18 protein-coding genes are annotated in these 22,058 nt (G+C 47.4%); 6 read left to right on the top strand and 12 right to left on the bottom strand.

Annotated elements, in window-relative coordinates:
- Positions 1-80 precede the first annotated feature (80 nt).
- A complete protein-coding gene (gene purU, locus GMA8713_RS01200; protein WP_062704928.1) occupies positions 81-917 on the top strand; it encodes a formyltetrahydrofolate deformylase in 837 nt (278 codons plus the stop codon).
- Between the two features lie 28 nt (positions 918-945).
- Here the strand turns inward: purU and GMA8713_RS01195 are convergent, their stop codons facing one another.
- Positions 946-1,524, bottom strand: a complete 579-nt coding sequence (locus GMA8713_RS01195) for a VOC family protein (RefSeq protein WP_062705086.1) — start codon at positions 1,522-1,524, stop codon at positions 946-948.
- 295 nt (positions 1,525-1,819) lie between these two features.
- Here GMA8713_RS01195 and argS point away from each other — a divergent pair, with 295 nt between their 5' ends.
- A complete protein-coding gene (gene argS, locus GMA8713_RS01190; RefSeq protein WP_062704926.1) occupies positions 1,820-3,550 on the top strand; it encodes an arginine--tRNA ligase in 1,731 nt (576 codons plus the stop codon).
- A 134-nt stretch (positions 3,551-3,684) separates the two neighbouring features.
- Positions 3,685-4,707 carry a GGDEF domain-containing protein gene (locus GMA8713_RS01185; RefSeq protein ID WP_062704924.1) on the top strand — a complete coding sequence of 341 codons (1,023 nt, stop codon included), beginning with the start codon at positions 3,685-3,687 and terminating at the stop codon, positions 4,705-4,707.
- Between the two features lie 9 nt (positions 4,708-4,716).
- Here GMA8713_RS01185 and GMA8713_RS01180 read toward each other — a convergent pair whose 3' ends face one another.
- Positions 4,717-5,316 carry a DUF924 family protein gene (locus tag GMA8713_RS01180; protein WP_062704922.1) on the bottom strand — a complete coding sequence of 200 codons (600 nt, stop codon included), beginning with the start codon at positions 5,314-5,316 and terminating at the stop codon, positions 4,717-4,719.
- Between the two features lie 278 nt (positions 5,317-5,594).
- On the opposite strand from GMA8713_RS01180, the gene GMA8713_RS01175 reads away from it, so the two are divergent.
- A complete protein-coding gene (locus tag GMA8713_RS01175; RefSeq protein ID WP_062704920.1) occupies positions 5,595-6,026 on the top strand; it encodes an HIT domain-containing protein in 432 nt (143 codons plus the stop codon).
- Positions 6,027-6,063: 37 nt separating this feature from the next.
- Here the strand turns inward: GMA8713_RS01175 and GMA8713_RS01170 are convergent, their stop codons facing one another.
- The 5 genes from GMA8713_RS01170 to znuA form a co-directional block, all read right to left on the bottom strand.
- Positions 6,064-6,288, bottom strand: coding sequence for a FeoC-like transcriptional regulator (locus GMA8713_RS01170; protein WP_062704918.1), 225 nt, complete (start codon positions 6,286-6,288; stop codon positions 6,064-6,066).
- Positions 6,285-8,561 carry a Fe(2+) transporter permease subunit FeoB gene (gene feoB, locus GMA8713_RS01165; protein WP_198159439.1) on the bottom strand — a complete coding sequence of 759 codons (2,277 nt, stop codon included), beginning with the start codon at positions 8,559-8,561 and terminating at the stop codon, positions 6,285-6,287. The genes GMA8713_RS01170 and feoB overlap by 4 nt, the downstream gene beginning before the upstream one ends.
- Positions 8,554-8,787 (bottom strand): FeoA family protein, encoded by a 234-nt coding sequence (locus GMA8713_RS01160; RefSeq protein ID WP_062705084.1) that lies wholly within the window; start codon positions 8,785-8,787, stop codon positions 8,554-8,556. Before GMA8713_RS01160 ends, feoB begins: the two co-directional genes overlap by 8 nt.
- Before the next feature lie 817 nt (positions 8,788-9,604).
- Positions 9,605-12,340, bottom strand: a complete 2,736-nt coding sequence (locus GMA8713_RS01155; protein ID WP_232314307.1) for a helix-turn-helix domain-containing protein — start codon at positions 12,338-12,340, stop codon at positions 9,605-9,607.
- Between the two features lie 103 nt (positions 12,341-12,443).
- Positions 12,444-13,349, bottom strand: coding sequence for a zinc ABC transporter substrate-binding protein ZnuA (znuA, locus tag GMA8713_RS01150; protein WP_232314306.1), 906 nt, complete (start codon positions 13,347-13,349; stop codon positions 12,444-12,446).
- 81 nt (positions 13,350-13,430) lie between these two features.
- On the opposite strand from znuA, the gene znuC reads away from it, so the two are divergent.
- Complete coding sequence (gene znuC / locus GMA8713_RS01145) at positions 13,431-14,198, top strand: zinc ABC transporter ATP-binding protein ZnuC (RefSeq protein WP_062704913.1); 768 nt, start codon at positions 13,431-13,433, stop codon at positions 14,196-14,198.
- Positions 14,191-14,976 (top strand): zinc ABC transporter permease subunit ZnuB, encoded by a 786-nt coding sequence (gene znuB, locus GMA8713_RS01140; RefSeq protein WP_062704911.1) that lies wholly within the window; start codon positions 14,191-14,193, stop codon positions 14,974-14,976. The genes znuC and znuB overlap by 8 nt, the downstream gene beginning before the upstream one ends.
- Before the next feature lie 56 nt (positions 14,977-15,032).
- Here znuB and sucD read toward each other — a convergent pair whose 3' ends face one another.
- From sucD to GMA8713_RS01115, 5 genes are all read right to left on the bottom strand, one after another.
- Positions 15,033-15,905, bottom strand: coding sequence for a succinate--CoA ligase subunit alpha (gene sucD, locus GMA8713_RS01135; protein WP_002539560.1), 873 nt, complete (start codon positions 15,903-15,905; stop codon positions 15,033-15,035).
- Complete coding sequence (gene sucC, locus GMA8713_RS01130) at positions 15,905-17,071, bottom strand: ADP-forming succinate--CoA ligase subunit beta (RefSeq protein ID WP_002539561.1); 1,167 nt, start codon at positions 17,069-17,071, stop codon at positions 15,905-15,907. Before sucC ends, sucD begins: the two co-directional genes overlap by 1 nt.
- 95 nt (positions 17,072-17,166) lie before the next feature.
- Positions 17,167-18,378 carry a 2-oxoglutarate dehydrogenase complex dihydrolipoyllysine-residue succinyltransferase gene (gene odhB / locus GMA8713_RS01125; protein ID WP_062704909.1) on the bottom strand — a complete coding sequence of 404 codons (1,212 nt, stop codon included), beginning with the start codon at positions 18,376-18,378 and terminating at the stop codon, positions 17,167-17,169.
- Positions 18,379-18,406: 28 nt separating this feature from the next.
- Complete coding sequence (gene sucA / locus GMA8713_RS01120) at positions 18,407-21,217, bottom strand: 2-oxoglutarate dehydrogenase E1 component (protein WP_062704907.1); 2,811 nt, start codon at positions 21,215-21,217, stop codon at positions 18,407-18,409.
- Positions 21,218-21,337: 120 nt separating this feature from the next.
- Positions 21,338-22,048, bottom strand: a complete 711-nt coding sequence (locus GMA8713_RS01115) for a succinate dehydrogenase iron-sulfur subunit (protein ID WP_062704905.1) — start codon at positions 22,046-22,048, stop codon at positions 21,338-21,340.
- Between the last annotated feature and the right edge of the window lie 10 nt (positions 22,049-22,058).

Here is a 22,058-nt window from a genome sequence, read left to right as displayed (position 1 = left end):
CAAGTCTTTGACCTTGAGGTCAATTCAGAGTAAAACGTGATGAATAGCAAATTAAAATTCATCACGAGTAATACGTTTCTATGGAAAGAAAAATCCTGCTGACGGACTGCCCTGACGCTCAAGGCCTCATCGCCAAGATCACCAACATCTGTTACAAGCACCAACTCAACATCATTCATAACAATGAGTACGTTGACCATAGTACCGGTCAGTTCTTCATGCGCACTGAGCTGGAAGGGATTTTCAATGATGAAACCTTCTTGATGGATATTGATCAGGCACTCCCTGCAGGCAGTCACCGCAATCTCGTTGACACCAGTCGCCGTAAACGTGTGGTGATCATGGTGACCAAAGAGTCACACTGTCTGGGTGACATCCTGATGAAAGCCTATGACGGCTCACTGGATGTGGATATTGCCGCCGTAATTGGTAACCACGATAAGCTGGCCGCATTAACGGAAAAATTCGATATTCCGTTCCACTTTGTGAGCCACGAAGGCCTGGAACGTGAAGCGCATGAAAACCAAATCATCGACATCATCGAAGGGTATGAACCAGACCATATTGTTCTGGCGAAATTTATGCGCGTGCTGACACCAAACTTTGTTGCCCGTTTCCCTCGCAAAATCATCAACATTCACCACAGCTTCCTGCCCGCATTCATCGGCGCGCGCCCTTATCATCAGGCGTGGGAACGTGGCGTGAAAATCATTGGTGCAACGGCACATTTCGTGACCAACGATTTAGATGAAGGTCCAATCATCGACCAGAACGTGAAACATGTTGACCACACCTTCAGTGCTGAAGACATGGTGAAAGCGGGTCGTGACGTAGAGAAAACCGTGCTGAGTAATGCACTGAGCCAAGTGATCGAAGACAAAGTCTTCGTTTATGGCAATAAGACCGTCATTCTGTAAGCCGGAAATCGACCAAAAAAAAGGAGCCTCAGGCTCCTTTTTCACTTTCTATCACTTGCTCCAGAGTCACCGGGTGGAGCTTGACGCAAACGCCCTTGAACTTGAATGCCACTGTCGGGTTGGCAATACGCTCGCCCTCGCCAGCAGGAGAACTCAGCTTCACCTTCACACCCAGTGATGCCAGTTGATCCCACTTTGCTGCAAGCGCTGGGAACAAACCAAACACATCATCAAGCAACGCTTCTGGTGTTGTCGCCTTTGACGGTACCACCCATTCAGCGTGTTCCCACCCTTCATCCGGATAAAGCTTATCGCCCGGATAAGGCAACTCGACACAATGCGTTTGCCATTGACCGAAAGACAGAGACTCGTTCGCTTTGATCACCACAATTGGACGACCATTGATGTTATTCACGGAAAGTTCTTCACCCGAAGAAAGCCAGGATTGGTGAAGTTCCTCAGCCGCTTTTCTGTCGTTAATGCGCAAAGCGATGTGGTCGGCCTGATAGGCGCTAAGATCCAACTCCAACACTTCTAACAGCGCATCCATACGAGCAGAAAATTCAGGGAGTGTGGCGAAGAGGGATTCGACGGTTAATGCTGACATGGTCATCTCGTTACCTTCAAAGATGACAGGAATTTACCACAGCGTTGATATCACTGGAACGCACACGCTTTTACTTGCTATGAAATCCACCTATTTCGCAGGATTCAGCTTTTAAACTGCGCCTGTTTGTGGGTATTATTACGCCTACATACGCGCATCACACTTTGATGCCCAAGTTTCAGTGCTAAAGCCGTCAACCATGCCCTGTTTGCCTCAAATTGCAGTGGGTATTGTTGACGGATTTTTTGCTTTAACCCGGCTGAATTTTGCCGGGTGTCAGAATTAAGGTAAGCAAGTGAATATTCAAGCCCTTCTTAACGACAAAGTCGCTGCAGCCATGGTTGTTGCAGGTGCACCTGAAGGCAGCCCAGCGGCTGTCCGTCAATCAGCGAAACCACAGTTTGGTGACTACCAGGCAAACGGCATCATGGGTGTTGCCAAAAAGCTGGGTTGTAACCCACGCGAATTCGCGCAGAAAGTGCTGGATGTTCTGGATCTGGATGGCATGGCGGAAAAAACCGAAATCGCAGGTCCTGGGTTTATCAATATTTTCTTGAGCACTGAATGGCTCGCAGCCAAAGCAGACGAAGCACTGGCGAGTGACCGCCTGGGTGTGGCCGAAGCTGAAAAACAAAACATTGTGGTTGACTACTCTGCACCAAACGTCGCGAAAGAAATGCACGTTGGTCACTTGCGTTCAACCATCATTGGTGACGCGGTTGTGCGAACTCTGGAGTTCATGGGTCACAACGTTATCCGTGCTAACCACCTTGGCGACTGGGGTACCCAGTTCGGCATGCTGATCGCAAACCTTGAGCGCCATGAAGCACAAGGCGGCGACATTTCAATGGATCTTAGCGACATCGAAGGCTTCTACCGTGAATCGAAGAAGCTTTACGACGAAGACGAAGAGTTCGCAAAAACTGCACGTAACTACGTGGTTCGCCTGCAAAGCGGTGACGAGTACTGCAAAGAAAAATGGCAGCAACTGGTTAAGATCACCCTTGAACAAAACCAGCGCAACTACGATCGCCTGAACGTGTCCCTGACAGACAAAGACGTGATGGGCGAAAGCATGTACAACAGCATGCTTGCTGGCATTGTTGAAGACCTGAAAGCACAAGGTCTGGCAGTCGAAGATGACGGCGCCATGGTTGTGTTCCTGGACGAGTACAAGAACAAAGATGGAGAGCCTATGGGTGTGATCATCCAGAAGCGTGACGGCGGCTTCCTGTACACCACAACGGATATCGCGTGTGCGAAATACCGCTACGAAACCTTCAACGCAGATCGCGTGCTGTACTTCATCGACTCACGTCAGCACCAGCACCTGATGCAGGCGTGGACTATCGTTCGCAAAGCCGGTTATGTCCCTGAAAGCATGAGCCTTGAGCACCATGCATTCGGCATGATGCTGGGTAAAGACGGTAAGCCATTCAAAACCCGTGCAGGCGGTACCGTTCGTCTGGCAGACCTGCTTGACGAAGCAGAAGTGCGCGCGAAGAAGCTGATTGAAGAGAAAAACCCTGAACTGTCAGCAGAAGAAAAAGACAACATTGCTAACACAGTAGCAATGGCAGCCGTAAAATACGCTGATCTGTCTAAGCACCGCACCACTGACTATGTGTTTGACTGGGACAACATGCTGGCGTTTGAAGGCAATACTGCGCCTTACATGCAATACGCTTACACCCGTGTGGCCTCTATCTTCAACAAAGCTGGCATTGATGCGAACAGCATCGAAGGCCAAATCATTGTGTCTGAAGAGAAAGAAAAAGCACTGGTTTCCAAACTGCTGCAATTTGAAGAGGCTGTTGATGGCGTTGCACGCGAAGGGCAGCCGCACATCATGTGTAGCTATCTGTTCGAACTGGCTGGTACATTCTCAAGCTTCTACGAAGCGTGCCCGATCCTGAATGCTGAAGGTGAAACTAAGCAAAGTAGAATGAAACTAGCCGCACTGACATCACGCACTATAAAACAAGGCCTTGATCTGCTTGGAATTAATACGCTAGAACGTATGTAACCAAATAAAATCAGATTAAGATCACAATTCTCAAAAACCCTGTACCAATGTACGGGGTTTTTTACATCCAGCGTTAAGTTATCGTACATAATTTCGTATCAATAGCGGATATAGTGTTCGCTAAGGAGACATTAATGAGCGATTATACCTTTTTTGAAGCTACCCGTATTTTCAAACGTGCTATACCTCTAATGGTAAAATACAAGGTACCAACAACGCCTCATTATTTCTCTCTTTGGTATACTTATTGCGCTGGTACATACCCTCAACTGAATAAAGCCATCGAAAATAAAATCAGTCGTTTTGGTGCCTGCTCGATTAGACACTGTGACGAAATTATCGATAACTACCTCATCGATGATGCAAAACGCGAAGTGAATAACTTCCGCCAAAAGCTTGAAGCGCTAACGACTAATCTCGGCGAATCCATGGAGCACACTGTATCGGATACTGAAGAGTTTAGAGACATCCTAAGCAACTCGGTAGATAAACTGGAAAACGTGAAAGGTGATATCGCCAAAAACGGCGAAAGCAAGAAAGTGTTGCATGAACTTCTCAAAGGTTCACAGCATTTACTGAGTGCCACCTCCCAATATCAGTTACAAGTTACCTCGCAAAAAACTGAAATTGACGCACTTAAAAAGCAACTTCAGGAATATCAGAAGCAAGCTTCACATGATGCCTTGACAGGCTGCTTAAACCGTCGCGAATTTGAAAAGCAGCTCGATAAAAACGTTAATCAAGACAATGTATTCAGTGTCATGATGGTTGATATTGATCACTTCAAATCGTTTAATGATGAGTTTGGCCATCAAATGGGTGACAAAGTTCTCCAGATTGTCGCAGCGAAACTCAAACAGGTAGTCGATACGTCCGGCGCAGTATTCAGATACGGAGGCGAAGAATTTGTAGCGATTCTGCCGGGCCTTCCACTTAAATCAGCCTTCATTTATGCCGAAAAAATGCGCTTGACATTGGAAAGGCTATCGGTGACAGACAAACGTTCAGGTCAGAAGATAAACTCGATTACGGCCTCATTTGGCATTGCTGAACATAAGAAAAATGAGTTTGGACATGCGCTGGTAGCTAGAGCAGACGAAGCTTTATACAGTGCTAAACACAAAGGCAGAAATTGTGTGATGCCGCAGGTTAGATGAACGAGCCTGCTATTGGGTTAATTTTGCACCGCCACCAGCAAGCCACTTTAATTCAGCCTCGGTAGAGAGTCTGCCCAGAGACGCATTGCGTGTAGGAAAACGTCCAAAGCGTTTTATTACATCAAAGTTGTTACGGGCATGACGAAAAATATTCTCGAATAACCCTGCTTCTTCCTGTCCGGCTGAACTGCAAAGTTGGCTAAACCTGAAAAGTGCTTCCTCCTGATCTTCTATATGCTCAGAGTGCTGTAATGGCATGTAGAAAAACGCACGCTGAACCGTTGGTAACTCGAAATCCTGCGCTTCTGCCAAGCCACGCTTACACACTGCAAGAGCAAACTCATCATAGCGGAATGCCGCGCTTAATCCGCGATAGATGCGGCGACTGAACTGATCGAGCAATATAATAGTCGCCAACGTTCCTTGCGGAGATGAAAGCCACTGACTTAATTTTCCTTCACCAGCCATACTGACATAAGGAAGGAATTGCTCTCGAATATTCCTGTCCAGACTACCACTACCTTCAAACCACATGAAATTGAGTACATCGTCAGTTTTGGGGGCGTCTGGGTCACCAAACCAAAACTCAAGCACTTCTGTATAGTCCATTCGCGCCTCCATGTGACGCTACTTATTACTCTTAAAGCCTAACCGCATATTTAACAAAACGTGGCTCAATGACACAATTGGACCTAGTTTTGTGATTTTACTATGACATTTTCGCAAAGCGCGCTCAGGCAGACAAACAAGAGTTTAATCTTGGTCAAGCTGCCTTAAGGGGTTAGGCTGTTTTTCTAATCTTAAGAAAAGGTAAGTCAACGATTATTTACATTGGCGCTGAATACAAGTAGTTTTGACCTGATTTCCTGACATCAAGAGAAGATGAGATGCCATTCGAACTCCACCCCCGATTGGATGCAGACACCACATGGCTAGGCGATCTGCCGCTCTGTCGAGTGCTATTAAGTAAAGAAGATATTGGCCCTTGGTTGATTTTGGTTCCTAAAGTCGAAGGGATTAGAGAAATTCACCACCTAACGGAAAGTGAACAACAACAGTTCATCAAAGAATCTTCGTTGGTTGCAGAAAAGCTGGAATCACACTCCAACCCTGACAAGCTCAACATTGGCGCACTGGGAAATATGGTTCCTCAACTGCACGTTCACCATATTGCCCGTTTTCAAACAGACATCGCTTGGCCTGGCCCAGTTTGGGGAAACACCAATGGCGTGCAGCGCCATCAGTTGGCTCAAGTTGAAATGGCCGAAAAGTGGCGTAGCCTGTTGTTAGACTCGGCCGGATTTACCCCAGCAGGATAAAAGCAAAGCGCGGAATCATCCCGCGCTTTTTTGTTTTCTACTGATAGACAGTCACACCAAGCTCAGAATCATCAAGCCAGATGTATTGCCTGACTTCCCCCGATGTTCGCTCTGATACAGTCACCTTGAGTTTTCCCCGTTTAATCCACGCACCCAGCATGGCTTCAACACCATCCTCAGAAAGAGCGAACGCTTTTGATAACTCTTTCAATGAGCATTTGGGGTGAGACTGAATATAATCCCTCAAGGTAAACAAAATCATACCGCAACAACCCTGAGCGCATTACTGAAAGAACCCTTACGTTTAAGTAGTGCAACCGTCGCCACCATTAGCGCAATACTACCCGCAATCCAGAGCCCACTAGCCAGAGGCGTCACCATAAACATCATCGATTGATAAGTAATAGTCGCTACGACTATGCCTAGCAGCATGGTCCACCCTGCAATGAACACGGCAAATGGCCGGCCAAATTCACGCACATAAGCGCCCATGGCTGCTACACAAGGCGTGTAAAGCAAAACGAAGACCAAATAAGCAAAGGCACTGGCAACGGTAAAGTTTGCGCTAAGATTAGCAAAAATGCTCAGGTCAACGTCTTGCTCTTCGGCCACCGCTTCATTGTCTGCTAAATTGCCAACCTTAATACCCAGCGGATCTGCATAGTTGAGCCCCATCAGGTTTTCAGGAATCGTCTGCAGTGCTTCGGTCAAGCTACCCAACAAGTCATACTCTGAAGCTTCGTCACCGCTCGGAGAGGCATAGAGATTATTGAGCGTACCTACGACAGCTTCTTTTGCAAAAATCCCCGTAATGATGCCGACAGTAGCCTGCCAATTGTCTTCCTGAATACCAATTGGCGCAAATACAGGCGTAACAAAATGAGCAGCTTTTGCCAGCACTGAATTCTCTGAATCTTCGTTTCCAAACGAACCGTCACTGCCAATCGAGTTAACGAAGCTTAATATGGTTACGACCACAACTATGGTTTTACCTGCACCCAGCACGAAACGCTTCAGTTTCTGCCAGGTTTTCACATGGATGTCCTTCACTCGTGGCCATTCATAGCGGGGCATTTCCATCAGTAAAGCCTCGCTGTCTCCAGGATAAAGTGTTCTGCGCAATACAACCCCAGTGAAAATGGCAACAGCGATCCCCAGAAGGTAAAGGAGGAACACAATGTTTTGACCATTATCCGGAAAAAAAGCGGCGGCAAAGAGCGCATAAACCGGTAACCTCGCCCCACAGGACATGAATGGCGCCATGGCTGCTGCCAGTCGACGTTCACGTTCTTGATCGAGTGTGCGAGTTGCCATAATGGCAGGTACATTACAGCCAAAGCCCAACACCAGTGGAACAAATGCCTTTCCTGGTAAGCCAATTTTTTGCATAGATTTGTCCAATACAAAAGCCGCGCGTGCCATGTAACCTGACGTTTCAAGTAGTGACATGAACAAATACAAACAGGCAATGACAGGTATGAAGGTTGCAACGGTCTGGATACCGCCACCGACGCCATCAGCAATGATCGTCACCAGCCAAACTGGCAAGTGATTATCCAGCACGTAGTGACTGCCATCGACCAATAATGCCCCTGTACCAATGTCGAAGAAGTCGATGAATGCACCGCCAATATTGATGGAAAACATGAACATCAGGTACATCACAGCGAAGAAGATTGGTAACCCGAAGAAGCGGCTCAATACAAGGTCATCAATCGCATCTGTGATTCTCGCTTTGAGTGGGATCAACTGCGCTTTGGATTCTCTACAAATCTCCGCCACACGCGAATAGCGAACATCTGCAACAGTAAGATCAATATCTGTTGAATCGAGTTGGCTGATAACTCCCGACAATGTTTGAATGGTTTCTTCAGAAACCTGTCGTTTTAACCCGCAGTCTCCACAGAGGAGTCGAATCGCATTGGCACGGGTATAAACCTGCCCTTCTTTTTCCAACTCCTTCGAAAGGGTTTCAATGCCTCTCTCTAACTCCTGACCATAATCCAATATTAACGATGCGTCAGATTGAGTCTCGGCCAACGCATTTGATAATGATGCGTTCAGCGAAGCGACAAATTCCATATCCGTTGCTGTTACCGAATAAACCGGACACTGGAGGAGATTTGACAACTTCAATGTGTCAATCTCAAAGCCCTGTGCTTTAACAACATCCATTTTATTGAGGATAACTGCCATAGGTCTGCCGAGTTCACGGAGCTGAAGCGTAAGGTACAAACTGCGCTCTAGGCTACTGGCGTCAAGAACATTGATAATCAAATCACAAGGGAGATTGAACAAAGCAGATATCGCGATTGATTCATCAAGGCTGTTTTCACCGTCGGCATTATCCAGAGTGTAGATACCCGGTAGATCAGTGAGAGTAGCGTCCTGATCTTCCAGGGTTAGTTTGCCTTTCTTTTTATCGACGGTGACGCCCGCCCAATTGCCGATCTCCTGACGGGAGCCGGTTAGTCGGTTAAATAATGTCGTCTTACCTGAGTTAGGATTACCGACAGTAAGTAATTGCTTACCCATCATGAGAAGTCACCTCGATGTTTTGCGCTAAAGATACACGGAGCGCGATGTCACATCCTCTCACCCTGATTTGAACTGGATCTCCCATTGGAGCGTAGCGAACAACACTGATGTCGGTATCAGGCAGTAAACCCATTGCCATCAGTTTTTTTCTTGGAATTGTGGGTACCATGGAAAGAGATAAAACCCTCCCTGCCATGCCGAGTTTGAGTTCGGTGAGCTTCATAAATACAACCAAAATGAGAATCATATACATTTGCAGTCAAAAGTATTGCAAATTGTTTCAGAAAGAAAGTTGTTTTTGATCAACAAAGTTAGGGGAATTGCGCAAAGTTTGGATGGCCTTCCTTTCAGCATCGCCGTCAAAAACGTTAATTTCTTCGTTAACTTCGTAAATTTCCGGCTAAAACTGCATGATTGACGCACATTACTGGCGGGGTTCAAAGAGAAAAACTTCACGTGGATTTTTCGTCAAAAACGTTAAAAGCTCAAAAAGACGCGTTTTTCACCCCACTAAAATTTAGAGTCGGTGCAAAAAAATGGGGGCTTTTTAATCGAAATGAAATAATGGCGGAAAATTACTATCGGCTGAAACGCTGAAACCGCTTTAATAAACCCAAGTTATTTAAAACCTAATTCCAGATGGTGTGTGGTCTCCCACACACCTCCGGCAGCAAGCGAAGGTGTCTTTGACGCCCGTGGTATGGTCAGCAGGCTATACCACGCTCTTTTTTGCCCCCCTTCTACTTTTCAAGCGCTACAATAAACCTAAGTCTCAAGCATATTTATATTTCCCCGCTTATCCGAAAGTATTTGTCTCAAATCACAAGTAAAAACTTTATTGAGGGTGTTTTATCCCCAAACGAGCTGAACATACTCGCATTCAGAGGCCATCAATGCATTTAATTTAAAGCAAGTTTTGCGGGAAATCGTCGTTCTGTTTCCGTGGAATTTAACGAAGAAGTAGGCGCATTGAGGAACGCCGCGATCACAACGCTAGTCAAACTCACTAAATCCTGCATCTTCAGGTTGCTTGGGTATAGTTATGCGTGTTGTTCACTGCCACACGTATCCCTGAACTGTGAGGGTGTGACGCCATATTTCAACTTGAACGACTTAGTAAAGTAGGAAGGCTCATTAAATCCGCAAGCTACCGCCACATCAGTGATCTTGTCTCCCTGGCACAACATTCGCTTGGCATTCTCCAAACGTGTTGCAATCAATACTTCCTTGAAGGTACTGCCAAGCTCCAGCTTGAATCTTCGTTGTAGGCTCCGCTCAGAAATAAATAGCGCTTTTGCCAATAATGCCGTCGAGTATTCAGGGTCATGGAAATGGTTTCCGATTTCGCACAAGATACGCTCCTGCCAGTCTTCGGCTTCTTTATCAACGCTATTGGACACTAAGCCTGTGGTCATACTGTGAGGTATTTCCACTGATTCAGGTTCCAATAGCGTTAATAATGAATCGCGAGAGCCGTTGCAGGGCCGCTTAGTGGATGCCTCTCGCTTATCAATCTCAATGACTTTGCGATGAACGGTTTCCCTTAACTGCTTGTTCTGCGCCCTAATAGCTGTGTTCTTCTTCCTGTAGTACAAAGCGGTGCAGATGATGACAACACATAACACAAACAGGAAGTACCCGATTCGCTCATGCCATGGAGGCTCAATCACAAAACTGATTACACTCACCTCTTGGCCCGGGCCACTTCCTTTTCTCAACTTGAGAACAAGCGTGTATTTGCCAGTATTCAGAGCGCTGAATACCAGTTTCTGATCATTGGTTGTATACCAGCTATCATCACCATTGCCTTCCAGGCGATATTCGACCTTATCGGTAGTGGCAAATGGCATTTGTCCCACTTCAATCGCTACCGTTCCTCTGGTGGATATACTCAAAGGCTTATCTGAAGAAGGTCCCAGCCTCCAAGGAATTCCATTCACGTATATTGCACTAGGAGAAACAGGGGCAGGTGGAGCATTGAAAAGGAAGGCCAACGTTGGCTCGGGTATTGAGAACACACCGAAGTCACCAGCAATCAGCATTTTCTCTTCGTTCTTTTGACAATAGTGGCGGAGCGAAGGGACTGAATTCGGCGCACCCTGAACAAATTGCAACGCCTGGTTTGAAAACTGATGTCGATATATTCCTTTGCTGGTGACGTACAAAGAAGACGCACCGTTTACGACCAAACACTTAGCAATATCATCAGGTGTATTTACGAAGCGCTCTTGCGGCAGCGCTTGCTTTACTGCGTCATAGGTATAAACCCCACGTTGAGTCAGCATCCACACTTCGCCGTCAGGCCCCACTTTGAGGGACTTTATGGCCCCGACTTGCTCTCGGGTCAGCTTGGGAATAAACCTGCCATCGAAATAGAAATAGAGGCCATTGATCGTTCCTAGCCAAGTACCACTCTCTTCAAGATCTATAACAGAAGTTAACCTGTTGTTGAAAGAGCCCGACCAGTCACTGCCAAAGTCCACCACAGTCTGACCTTTGGGCCAAAAACGCATAATATTAGCCCCTTCAGCGAGCCATAGAGAATGACTGTCACTGATTATACGGTCCACAGGAGTATCCTCGATTGCCTTTGGCACTTTTCCTTCCAGCAACGAAAATGTCTCCGGGTCATAAGCTTTGAGGCCTGAAGCCGAGGCGATCCACAAAACACCATCAAACATGATCATGCTATCGATTGCGGAATCAAACTGTGTCGACTTTAGAGGGTTAAGTTTGTCATCTAGGGCGACTAGTTTATAACGCGTACTTAGCAGGTAATCATTACCATGAGGCACAAGTGCAGAAAGCTGCTCTTCCCCAGGCTCAGGTGACAGAATATACATTGGAAATCGATCAATATGCGTAGCAACCGTGTTGCGGTAATTCAGCCCCACGTCAGTTGCAACCCAAAGCTCTTCCATCGCGCCTAGCTCAAGGTCACGAATAGCGTGCCCGGAAAAGCTAAATACATCATCACTTTGCCCCGCAAGAAGCACGAACTCTTCGTCTTCAGGTTTCTTAAGAAAAAGCCCTGAAGGAGTACCTGCCCATACCCCCTCAGCCGTCACAGCTAAATGGTCAATCCGAATATTGCTAAGATAACGCCTCTGCCCATTTCCTTCTTCAAAGACAAAGATCCCTTGTTCGGTTCCAGCCCAATACTGGTCATTGATTTCCTCAATCGCACTTAGCTCAGTGCTTAATTCAAAAATCAAAGACCCCGAAGGCAACGCAAAGACCTTATCACCGTCCTGGGCAACAGCACGCTCCCCCAACTCGAAGATCCCCGAAAAAGGGACGTCTGAATACGTTTGGGTCTGGAGTGCCTTTTTATCTATCAAATAGGTGTGGGTGACGGTATTAACCCACAAGTGCTCAGGTGTTCCAACAATTTCCGTCACCTTCCCTTTCAAATTGAACGGGGCCAATCGGTTGTTGCTTATGTCATATTGAAGTAGCTGCCCCTTGGAGACCAGCCACAAGTCTCCATTAAACAATTCAATATGCGAAACATCCTGCCCTATGGGTGTAAATGCATCTAGCTTGTGATAGTGGACGCCATCGTAATAGCTAACACGCCCATTGGTATCTAGAAGCCAAACCCCTCTTCGATCCGTATACTCAATCTCTTTAATTTTTGAGGTATCGCTGGCAGAGGGAAATGGAAAGGTATAAAAAATGGGCGACGCCTGAACCGCTACCGACTGCCCGATAAAGGTCAAGATCACCAAGGCGAAAGGTCTATATTTAGCAAGCAAATAGTAAAGCAGTGACATTATTGTTTTGTATGTTTTTTACTGTCACTGCATTTTCGCAGCTTTTCGAAATTGGTCTTCGGCGAAGTTGGAGGTTATGCGAACAATCTCACATTACCTTAGCTCAAATTTCTCCGAAACAAGCCAAATACTGGCTTCCCAATTGATTTAGGAAATCAACGTATTGATCCTTATCTACCTTCAGGTCCGTTCCCATTGGATCAAGAACCAGGACTTTAGCATTAGTCCCTTTTACCAGTGTTGATACCATCGCTGGGTTAAACTGCGGTTCACTGAATACACACTTTGCCTGACCTTTTTTAATAGCGCCTCGAATTGCTACCAAGGTTTTTGCACCTGGTTTACGTTCAGGGTTGATGGTGAGATGTCCCAATGAGTTCAGCTTAAACGCATCTTCAAAATACCCATAGGCATCATGGAAAAGAAAATATCCCTTATTATCGATGACTGAAAAGCGGTTTTGCAGAGAAGATTTCAAATTTTCCAATTCCGTTTTAAACCTGGCGTAGTTAACCTCGTAGTCCTTGGTATTTGAAGGATCAAGTTTGACCAATTTGTCTTTCACTGCCTGGGCAATCACCACACTCTGATTCGGTCCTAACCATATATGACCATCAATTCCGTCATGTGAGTGACCATGATGGTCATGATCATCATGGCCATGTGCACCTTCTTCAAAATAACGCACTGGCATACCTGGGTAAGTCGTCAGACGCACTGCGTTATCCGCGTCACCCAGAAGCTTCTCCAAAAACAATTCCACTTCTGGGCCTACCCAGAATACCGCGTCAGCCTTAGAGATTTTTTTTAAGTCCGACGGTTTAAGCGCATAATCATGCGGAGAAGCACTATCCGGCAGTAAGACTTCCACGTTGGCATGATTACCTGCTATATCTTTGGCTATCAGCCCAAGTGGTTTGATAGTCGTCACCAGATTAGGTTGTGCACTCGTAACAGCCGGAAGGATTAACAAAAGGGCTATGAAAAACGTCTTTGTACTACTGATCATCGTGTCATCCATCATGCGAATTTAAAAACAGCAAGAAATGTTATAATATAACATTTCAATTTTAAACAACTTGTTCAAAATATGTCCTCAGCTCTCGTTAAACTCGACCACGTTTCTGTCATCTTTGATGGAAAAAGTGTATTGGACCGCGTCTCTCTGTCCCTCTACAGAAACAAGATCACGACATTGATCGGCCCAAATGGTGCCGGAAAATCTACGCTTGTTAAGACGGTTATTGGCTTAACAAAACCCTGCATTGGGAAAGTGGAAAAGAGTAAAGGATTGAAAGTTGGCTACGTACCGCAGAAACTCAAACTAAATGAAAGTCTCCCCCTTAATGTGGAACGCTTTTTGAAGCTTTCGCCGGGAGCTAATCGGAAGAGCATTGTTGAAGCGTTGGCACTTGTTGGTGCGACTAAATTGCTCCATGCCAATATGCACACCTTGTCTGGCGGGGAATGTCAACGGGTGTTGTTGGCAAGCGCCGTATTAAAAAAACCTGACTTGTTGGTTTTAGATGAACCCGTTCAAGGCGTGGATGTATCAGGCCAACTTGAACTTTACAGTCTAATAAGCGAATTGAAAGACAAATTACAGTGCTCAGTGCTCATGGTTTCTCATGACCTCCATATTGTGATGGCAAAAACTGACGAAGTTATCTGCCTTCAACACCACGTTTGCTGCTCTGGTGAGCCTGAAGCCATCTCTTCACACCCTAAGTACATTGCTTTGTTTGGTCGTCGTGAATGCGAACAACTGGCACTCTACCAACATCACCATAACCATGAACACGACCTGTCAGGAAGCCCTATTGGTCCCTGCCAACACGGAGACAACCATAATGCTTGAGTTTCTTGCGATCCCACTTTTTGCAGGCATCCTTATTGCTGCAACTGTAGGTCCTCTAGGCTCGTTCGTTGTTTGGCGCAAGATGGCATATTTCGGCGATACGCTGGCACATGGCTCCCTCTTGGGATTAGCTCTTGGATTTATGCTTCAGGTAAACCTGAATATTGCACTGATTTTTAGTTGTGTTGTCATTGGCACTTTGTTGGTTGGACTGCAGCGTAAAAGCAGTGTTTCTACAGATACCCTGCTTGGTATTATTGCTCACACTTCCTTGTCGCTCGGCTTGGTCACGATAAGCTTTGTCGACGATCTGCGCGTCGATTTAATGGCTTATCTGTTTGGTGATCTCTTATCTGTCACAATGGGGGACATTAGTTGGATTGCAGCAGGATGCGTCGTTGTATCTGCTCTTCTATACAAACTCTGGACGCCCTTTCTTGCGATTACCGTTAACGAAGAGATGGCTAGGGTCGACGGTTACAACGTCGATATACTCAAACTTGTTCTGATGCTGTTGGTTGGGTTGGTCATAGCGGTCGCCATGAAGTTTGTCGGTGCGCTTATTACTACTTCGCTAATGATTATTCCCGCCGCAACAGCGCGACGGTTTTCCAAGAGTCCTGAGCAGATGGCGCTACTTGCCAGCGCGATTGGTGTTATTACAGTGTTCGGCGGCATTGCATTGTCGTGGTTTGAAGATACGCCAGCTGGCCCTTCAGTGGTTGTCGCTGCAGGTTTTCTTTTCTTTCTCAGCCAGTTTTACAAGCAAGATGAGTAGCATTTCCTAGATACAAAAAAACCGCTCCGAGGAGCGGTTTTTTAACGTCTGGTGTTTTACCAGCCAGTACGTGAACGCAGTGCTTTACCGATATCGGCTAGGCTTTTCACTGTAGTTACGCCAGCGGCTTCCAGTGCTGCGAATTTGTCTTCCGCAGTACCTTTACCGCCAGAGATGATCGCACCTGCGTGACCCATACGTTTGCCCGGAGGAGCAGTCACACCAGCAATGTAAGAAACAACTGGCTTAGTCACATTCTCTTTGATGAATGCAGCAGCTTCTTCTTCTGCCGTACCACCGATTTCACCGATCATCACAATCGCTTCAGTCTGTGGATCTTCTTCGAACATTTTCAGAACGTCGATGAAGTTAGAGCCTGGGATTGGGTCACCACCGATACCTACACAAGTAGATTGGCCGAAACCTTCGTCAGTCGTCTGCTTAACCGCTTCATAAGTCAGAGTACCTGAACGAGACACGATACCCACTTTACCTGGCTTGTGAATGTGACCAGGCATAATACCAATCTTACATTCGCCCGGAGTAATAACGCCTGGGCAGTTTGGACCAATCATGCGAACGCCAGCTTCATCAAGCTTCACCTTCACTTCCAGCATATCCAGCGTCGGGATACCTTCGGTGATGGTAACAATCAGTTCGATGCCTGCATCAATCGCTTCCAGGATCGCATCTTTACAGAACGGAGCTGGTACGTAGATTACAGTCGCTGTCGCGCCCGTTGCTTCCACGGCTTCTGCCACAGTGTTGAACACTGGAAGACCCAGATGAGTCGTGCCGCCTTTGCCTGGTGATACACCACCAACCATTTGCGTTCCGTACTCGATGGCTTGCTCTGAGTGGAAAGTACCCTGACCACCGGTGAAACCCTGACAGATTACTTTGGTATCTTTGTTAATCAAAACAGACATTATTTGCCCTCCGCTGCAGCAACAACTTTCTCTGCTGCTTCAGTCAGTGAGGTCGCAGCAATAATGTTCAGGCCTGACTCAGCCAGTTTCTTCGCGCCAAGCTCAGCGTTGTTACCTTCAAGGCGCACAACAACCGGTACTTTAACGCCAACTTCTTCTACCGCACCGATGATGCCGTCTGCGATCAGGTCACAGCGCACGATACCGCCGAAGATGTTCACCAGAACAGCTTTTACGTTGTCGTCAGAGAGGATGATTTTGAATGCTTCAGTGACGCGCTCTTTGGTTGCGCCGCCACCAACATCTAGGAAGTTTGCAGGGCTGCCACCATGCAGGTTGACGATATCCATGGTACCCATTGCCAGGCCCGCACCGTTAACCATACAACCAATGCTGCCGTCCAAAGCAACATAGTTCAGTTCCCACTGTGCAGCGTGTGCTTCACGTGGATCGTCCTGAGATGGATCGTGCATTTCACGGATTTTTGGCTGACGGTAAACAGCGTTGCTATCAACAGCCAGTTTTGCATCCAGACAGTGCAGGTTACCCTGGTCAGTGATAACCAGTGGGTTCACTTCCACCAGCGCAACATCGCGCTCGATGAACAGCTTTGCAATACCCATGAAAATTTTGGTGAATTGCTTGATTTGCTCGCCTTGTAGACCCAGCTTGAACGCCAGTTGGCGGCCTTGGTATGGCTGAGGACCAACCAATGGATCGATCGCAGCTTTGTGGATCAGCTCTGGCGTCTCTTCAGCGACTTTTTCGATTTCCACACCACCTTCAGTCGATGCCATGAAAACAACGCGACGTGTACCACGGTCTACTACTGCACCCAGGTAGAGCTCTTGGGCAATGTCAGTACACTCTTCAACCAGGATTTTGCTAACAGGCTGGCCATTTGCATCTGTCTGGTAAGTCACCAGATTTTTGCCCAACCAGTTTTGTGCGAATTCTTTGATTTCTTCTTTGTTGCTAACCAGTTTCACACCGCCCGCTTTACCGCGACCGCCAGCGTGTACCTGACATTTGACAACCCACTTGTTTCCACCAAGTTTGTCAGCGGCTTCAGCGGCTTCTTGAGGAGTGTCACAGGCATACCCTTCGGATACTGGCAGCCCATATTCAGCAAACAGCTGTTTTGACTGATATTCGTGCAGATTCATGATGTTCTATCCGTGTCTATTTCCGTTTTATAGGTTTAATTTGCTTTCCACACAGGGGGCCCCAGCCCCCTGTTATCCGGTAAAAACCGGGCTGCTTATACGTCAAGCAGCAGACGCGTTGGGTCTTCTAAAAGCTCCTTTACAGTCACCAAGAAACCAACAGACTCGCGTCCGTCAATTAAACGGTGATCGTAAGAAAGAGCAAGGTACATCATTGGCAGAATTTCAACCTTGCCATCGACTGCCATTGGACGCTCTTGGATCTTATGCATACCAAGAATAGCAGCCTGTGGTGGGTTGATAATCGGCGTCGACATCAGAGAACCAAATACACCACCGTTGGTGATGGTGAAATTACCGCCGGTCAGTTCGTCAACCGTCAGCTTACCGTCACGGCCCTTGATAGCCAGCTCTTTGATCCCTTTTTCGATCTCAGCCAGGCCCAGGCGGTCACAGTCACGCAATACTGGCGTTACCAGACCACGAGGAGTCGAAACGGCCATGCTTACGTCAAAGAAGTTGTGATAAACAATGTCATCACCATCAATTGACGCATTCACTTCTGGGTAGCGCTTCAAGGCTTCAACAACAGCTTTCACGTAGAAAGACATGAAGCCCAAACGAATACAGTGGCGCTCTTCGAACACGTCTTTGTATTGCTTACGAATGTCCATGATTGGTTTCATGTTCACTTCGTTAAACGTCGTCAGCATCGCTGTGCTGTTTTTCGCTTCGAGCAAACGTTCAGCAACACGCTTACGAAGACGCGTCATAGGAACACGTTTTTCGCTGCGATGACCAAGTGCAGGCTCTTCTTCTTTAGTCGCTGCTGGTGCAGCTACTTTCGCACCACCACTTTTCAGGAACGCATCTACATCTTCGCGAGTGATTCGACCACCAACACCTGTGCCTTTAATTTGCTCAGGAGTTAAATCATTTTCCGCCAGAAGGCGACGAACAGCTGGGCTCAGCGCATCATTCGACTCTTCTGACAGAGATGCAGTGTGACGCTTGTCTGGAGATGCTTCCGAGGACGTTGGAGCATCTTGAGTAGGCTCACCAGCAACAGCGCCAGGCTTAAGCTTAGCGATCAGTTGCTTCGACAGAACCGTTGCGCCTTCTTCTTCAACAATAGCTTCAAGTACGCCATCGTCTGGAGCTGGAACTTCCAGAACCACTTTATCCGTTTCGATATCAACCAGTACTTCGTCACGGCTAACCGCATCGCCTGGCTGCTTGTGCCATGTCGCCACTGTTGCGTCTGCAACAGATTCAGGTAGGTCGGGAACCAGAATTTCGATTGTCATTTCGTTTAATTCCTTAGCTTTCTAGTTCTTAATTCAGGGTAAGAGCGTCTTCAATCAACGCTTTTTGTTGTTTTAAGTGCACCGACATATAGCCTACCGCCGGAGATGCAGAAGCCTCACGGCCTGCATAGCTCAGGGTGGCGTCAGCCGGAATTGCCAAGCGGAAATTGTGCTGGCTACTGTACCAAGCGCCTTGGTTCTGTGGCTCTTCCTGGCACCAGACAAAGTCTTTGGCATTAACATATTCGCTGATCGCAGCCTGTACGTCCTCTTTCGGGAACGGGTAGATCTGCTCAATACGAATGATGGCGACATCTTTAATTTCTTCTTTGCGACGCGCTTCCAGCAAGTCAAAGTAGACCTTACCTGAACACATCACGACGCGTTTGACCGCTTTTGGATCCAGCTCGTCTATCTCGCCGATTGCTGGTTGGAAGTTGCCATCTGCCAGTTCATCCAGTGTTGAAGTACACAGTGGATGGCGGAGCAGTGATTTAGGCGACATCACAATCAGAGGGCGACGCATTGGGCGGAACACCTGGCGACGCAGCATATGGTAAACCTGTGCTGGCGTTGAAGGAACGATAACCTGCATGTTTTGCTCAGCACAAAGTTGCAAATAACGCTCGAGGCGAGCTGATGAGTGCTCAGGGCCCTGACCTTCGTAGCCATGTGGCAGTAGCATGGTCAAACCACACATACGTCCCCACTTTTGCTCACCGGAGCTGATGAACTGGTCTATGACAACTTGTGCACCATTTGCAAAGTCACCAAATTGAGCTTCCCAGACAGTCAAGCCACCTGGCTCTGCCGTCGCATAGCCGTATTCAAATGCCAGTACTGCTTCTTCTGACAAAACAGAGTCAAAAACCTGGAATGGGCCTTGTTTATCATGGATGTTTGTCAGTGGAATGTAGGTGCTAGCATCGTTTTGATTGTGCAATACTGCATGACGGTGAAAGAAGGTACCGCGGCCGGAATCCTGGCCGGTGATGCGAATGCGACGACTTTCATCGACGATTGTCGCGTAAGCCAGTGTTTCGGCCATACCCCAATCCAGGGCTTTTTCACCGTTGGTCATGGCTAAACGATCGTTGTAAAGCTTGTTTACACGACTGTGTAGCTTATGACTCTCAGGATATGTACAAAGGCGTTTAGCCAATTCGACCAAACGCTGTTTATCAAAGGTATTTGGCCATTCAACTGTCCAGTCGTGGCCCAAATAAGGAGACCAGTCAACAGAGTGAAGCGCCATTGGACGGTACTCTTTCACCACGATTTCACCGTGATCCAGAGCATCACGATATCCGTTAACAAGCTCAGTGGCTTTCTCAACGTCAGCAACCCCCTTGTCTGCCAACGCGTCTGCATAGAGCTTGCGTGGTGTGGGGTGCTTTTTGATTTTCTGGTACATCAGCGGCTGAGTTGCATTTGGCTCGTCCGCTTCATTGTGGCCGTGGCGACGGTAACACACCAGATCAATCACAACATCACGCTTGAATTCGTTTCGGTAATCAATAGCCAGACGCGCAACAAATGCCACCGCTTCCGGGTCATCTGCATTCACGTGGAAAATCGGCGCCTGAACCATCTTCGCGATATCAGTACAGTATTGTGTGGAACGGGTATCGTTCGGGTTTGAAGTGGTGAAGCCCACTTGGTTATTAACCACGATACGAATGGTACCGCCAACTCGATAGCCGCGAGCCTGAGACATGTTGAACGTCTCTTGCACCACACCCTGACCTGCAATTGCAGAGTCACCATGGATAGTGATCGGCAGTACCATTGAACCATTTTTGTCGCCAAGGCGATCTTGACGGGCACGTACAGACCCCATAACCACAGGGTTTACGATTTCCAGGTGCGATGGGTTAAATGCAAGAACCAGATGAACATCCCCGCCCGGTGTTGCGAAATCGCTCGAGAAACCTTGGTGATACTTCACATCACCCGTACCCCATGATTCACCATGTTTACCTGCAAACTCGTCAAACAGTTCCGAAGGCTTTTTGCCCAGGACGTTAACCAGCATGTTCAAACGACCACGGTGCGCCATGCCAACAACCACTTCACGCACACCTTGTGTGCCTGAGTGGCGAATGACTTCTTTCACCATCGGGATAAGCGCATCTCCGCCTTCCAACGAGAAACGCTTTGCGCCTGGGAATTTAGCACCAAGATAACGCTCGAGGCCTTCCGCCGCAGTCAGTTCTTCCAACAAGGTCACTTTCTCGTCGTTGGAAAATTCTGGCTGGCCAACGACAGATTCAAGGCGTTGCTGAATCCAGCGCTTCTCTTCTGTGTCGGTAATATGCATGTACTCCGCACCGATAGAACCACAATAGGTCTTGATCAGTGCTTCGTAGAGGTCGGCAAGTTTCATGCTCTCTTGCCCAATGGCAAAAGAACCTACGTTAAATGACTCTTGGAAATCGTCTTCATTCAGACTATGAAAAGATGGGTCTAAGTCAGGCACGCGCTCGCGCTGCCAAAGACCAAGAGGGTCCAGATTTGCTTGTTGGTGTCCACGGAAACGGTAGGCGTTGATAAGTTGAAGAACTTTAACCTGTTTCGCGTCGACGTCCGGATCACTGACTGATGCACTGAAATACGCTGTCTCGGTAGCAAGTCTGCGGAAATATTCACGAACTCTTGAGTGGGGTTGCTCGGTTGCGTTGCCATTCACGACAGGCAGTTCATCAAAAACTGCTCGCCATTCGCTATCTACAGACTCGGGGTCACTGAGGTACAGTTCGTAGAGATCTTCTACGTAAGTTGCATTGGCGCCAGCCAAATGAGAAGACTCAAACCAAGCCTTCATCACGCCATTTTGCATTGTTATCCCTTAACCACTTAGTTTTTATGTTGCTACGACCGGGGGTTAACCGGCGTTCCTTTTAAGCTCCCCCGAAAGGGAGCCTAAATCTTGATATATGTAGGTGTACAGAGGCCGATATTACACTGCGCGTTTGAGCAGCATTGAACGAATATGGCCGATTGCTTTCGTAGGATTTAGCCCTTTGGGACAAACATTTACACAGTTCATGATGCTATGGCAACGGAAAACGCTAAAAGCGTCGTCCAGATCTGATAAACGTTCATCTGTCGCAGTGTCGCGGCTGTCAATCAGCCAACGATATGCAGCCAGAAGCCCTGCAGGGCCTACGAACTTATCTGGGTTCCACCAGAATGACGGGCACGAGGTGGTACAACATGCACACATGATGCACTCATACAGACCATCAAGGTGAGCACGGTCGTCAGGCGATTGAAGGTTCTCACGCGATGGCGGTGTGCCGTCATTAATTAGGTAAGGCTTAACACGCTCATAGTTCTGGTAGAACTGAGTCATATCGACAATCAGGTCACGAACTACTGGCAGGCCAGGCAGTGGACGAATCACAATGCTTGATTTGTCAGTCAAGGCTGACAGCGGTGTGATACATGCCAGACCGTTCTTACCGTTCATGTTAATACCGTCAGAACCACACACACCTTCGCGGCATGAACGACGGAATGCCAACGTTGGATCTTGCTCTTTCAACAGTATCAGCGCATCCAGCACCATCATGTCAGAACCGTCTGGCACTTCCAGCGTGTACCCTTTCATGTGCGGCGCGTCATCAACGTCCGGGTTGTAACGGTATACAGAAAAATTCAGTTTCATACTCTTCTAC

Origin of the sequence: Grimontia marina, assembly GCF_900060185.1 — a bacterium.
GTDB lineage: Bacteria > Pseudomonadota > Gammaproteobacteria > Enterobacterales > Vibrionaceae > Enterovibrio > Enterovibrio marinus.
The sequence above is the reverse complement of the archived record's forward strand: the minus strand, read 5'-3'. Positions and strand labels throughout refer to the sequence as shown.

Coding starts and splice junctions, on each gene's coding strand:
- GMA8713_RS01180 (WP_062704922.1), bottom strand. CDS start 5,316: ATGGACTATACAGAAGTGCTTGAGTTTTGGTTTGGTGACCCAGACGCC.
- GMA8713_RS01155 (WP_232314307.1), bottom strand. CDS start 12,340: ATGTCACTGCTTTACTATTTGCTTGCTAAATATAGACCTTTCGCCTTG.
- purU (WP_062704928.1), top strand. CDS start 81: ATGGAAAGAAAAATCCTGCTGACGGACTGCCCTGACGCTCAAGGCCTC.
- znuC (WP_062704913.1), top strand. CDS start 13,431: ATGTCCTCAGCTCTCGTTAAACTCGACCACGTTTCTGTCATCTTTGAT.
- GMA8713_RS01160 (WP_062705084.1), bottom strand. CDS start 8,787: ATGAAGCTCACCGAACTCAAACTCGGCATGGCAGGGAGGGTTTTATCT.
- GMA8713_RS01175 (WP_062704920.1), top strand. CDS start 5,595: ATGCCATTCGAACTCCACCCCCGATTGGATGCAGACACCACATGGCTA.
- feoB (WP_198159439.1), bottom strand. CDS start 8,561: ATGGGTAAGCAATTACTTACTGTCGGTAATCCTAACTCAGGTAAGACG.
- GMA8713_RS01185 (WP_062704924.1), top strand. CDS start 3,685: ATGAGCGATTATACCTTTTTTGAAGCTACCCGTATTTTCAAACGTGCT.
- GMA8713_RS01195 (WP_062705086.1), bottom strand. CDS start 1,524: ATGTCAGCATTAACCGTCGAATCCCTCTTCGCCACACTCCCTGAATTT.
- GMA8713_RS01115 (WP_062704905.1), bottom strand. CDS start 22,048: ATGAAACTGAATTTTTCTGTATACCGTTACAACCCGGACGTTGATGAC.
- odhB (WP_062704909.1), bottom strand. CDS start 18,378: ATGACAATCGAAATTCTGGTTCCCGACCTACCTGAATCTGTTGCAGAC.
- znuB (WP_062704911.1), top strand. CDS start 14,191: ATGCTTGAGTTTCTTGCGATCCCACTTTTTGCAGGCATCCTTATTGCT.
- sucC (WP_002539561.1), bottom strand. CDS start 17,071: ATGAATCTGCACGAATATCAGTCAAAACAGCTGTTTGCTGAATATGGG.
- znuA (WP_232314306.1), bottom strand. CDS start 13,349: ATGATCAGTAGTACAAAGACGTTTTTCATAGCCCTTTTGTTAATCCTT.
- sucD (WP_002539560.1), bottom strand. CDS start 15,905: ATGTCTGTTTTGATTAACAAAGATACCAAAGTAATCTGTCAGGGTTTC.
- sucA (WP_062704907.1), bottom strand. CDS start 21,217: ATGCAAAATGGCGTGATGAAGGCTTGGTTTGAGTCTTCTCATTTGGCT.
- GMA8713_RS01170 (WP_062704918.1), bottom strand. CDS start 6,288: ATGATTTTGTTTACCTTGAGGGATTATATTCAGTCTCACCCCAAATGC.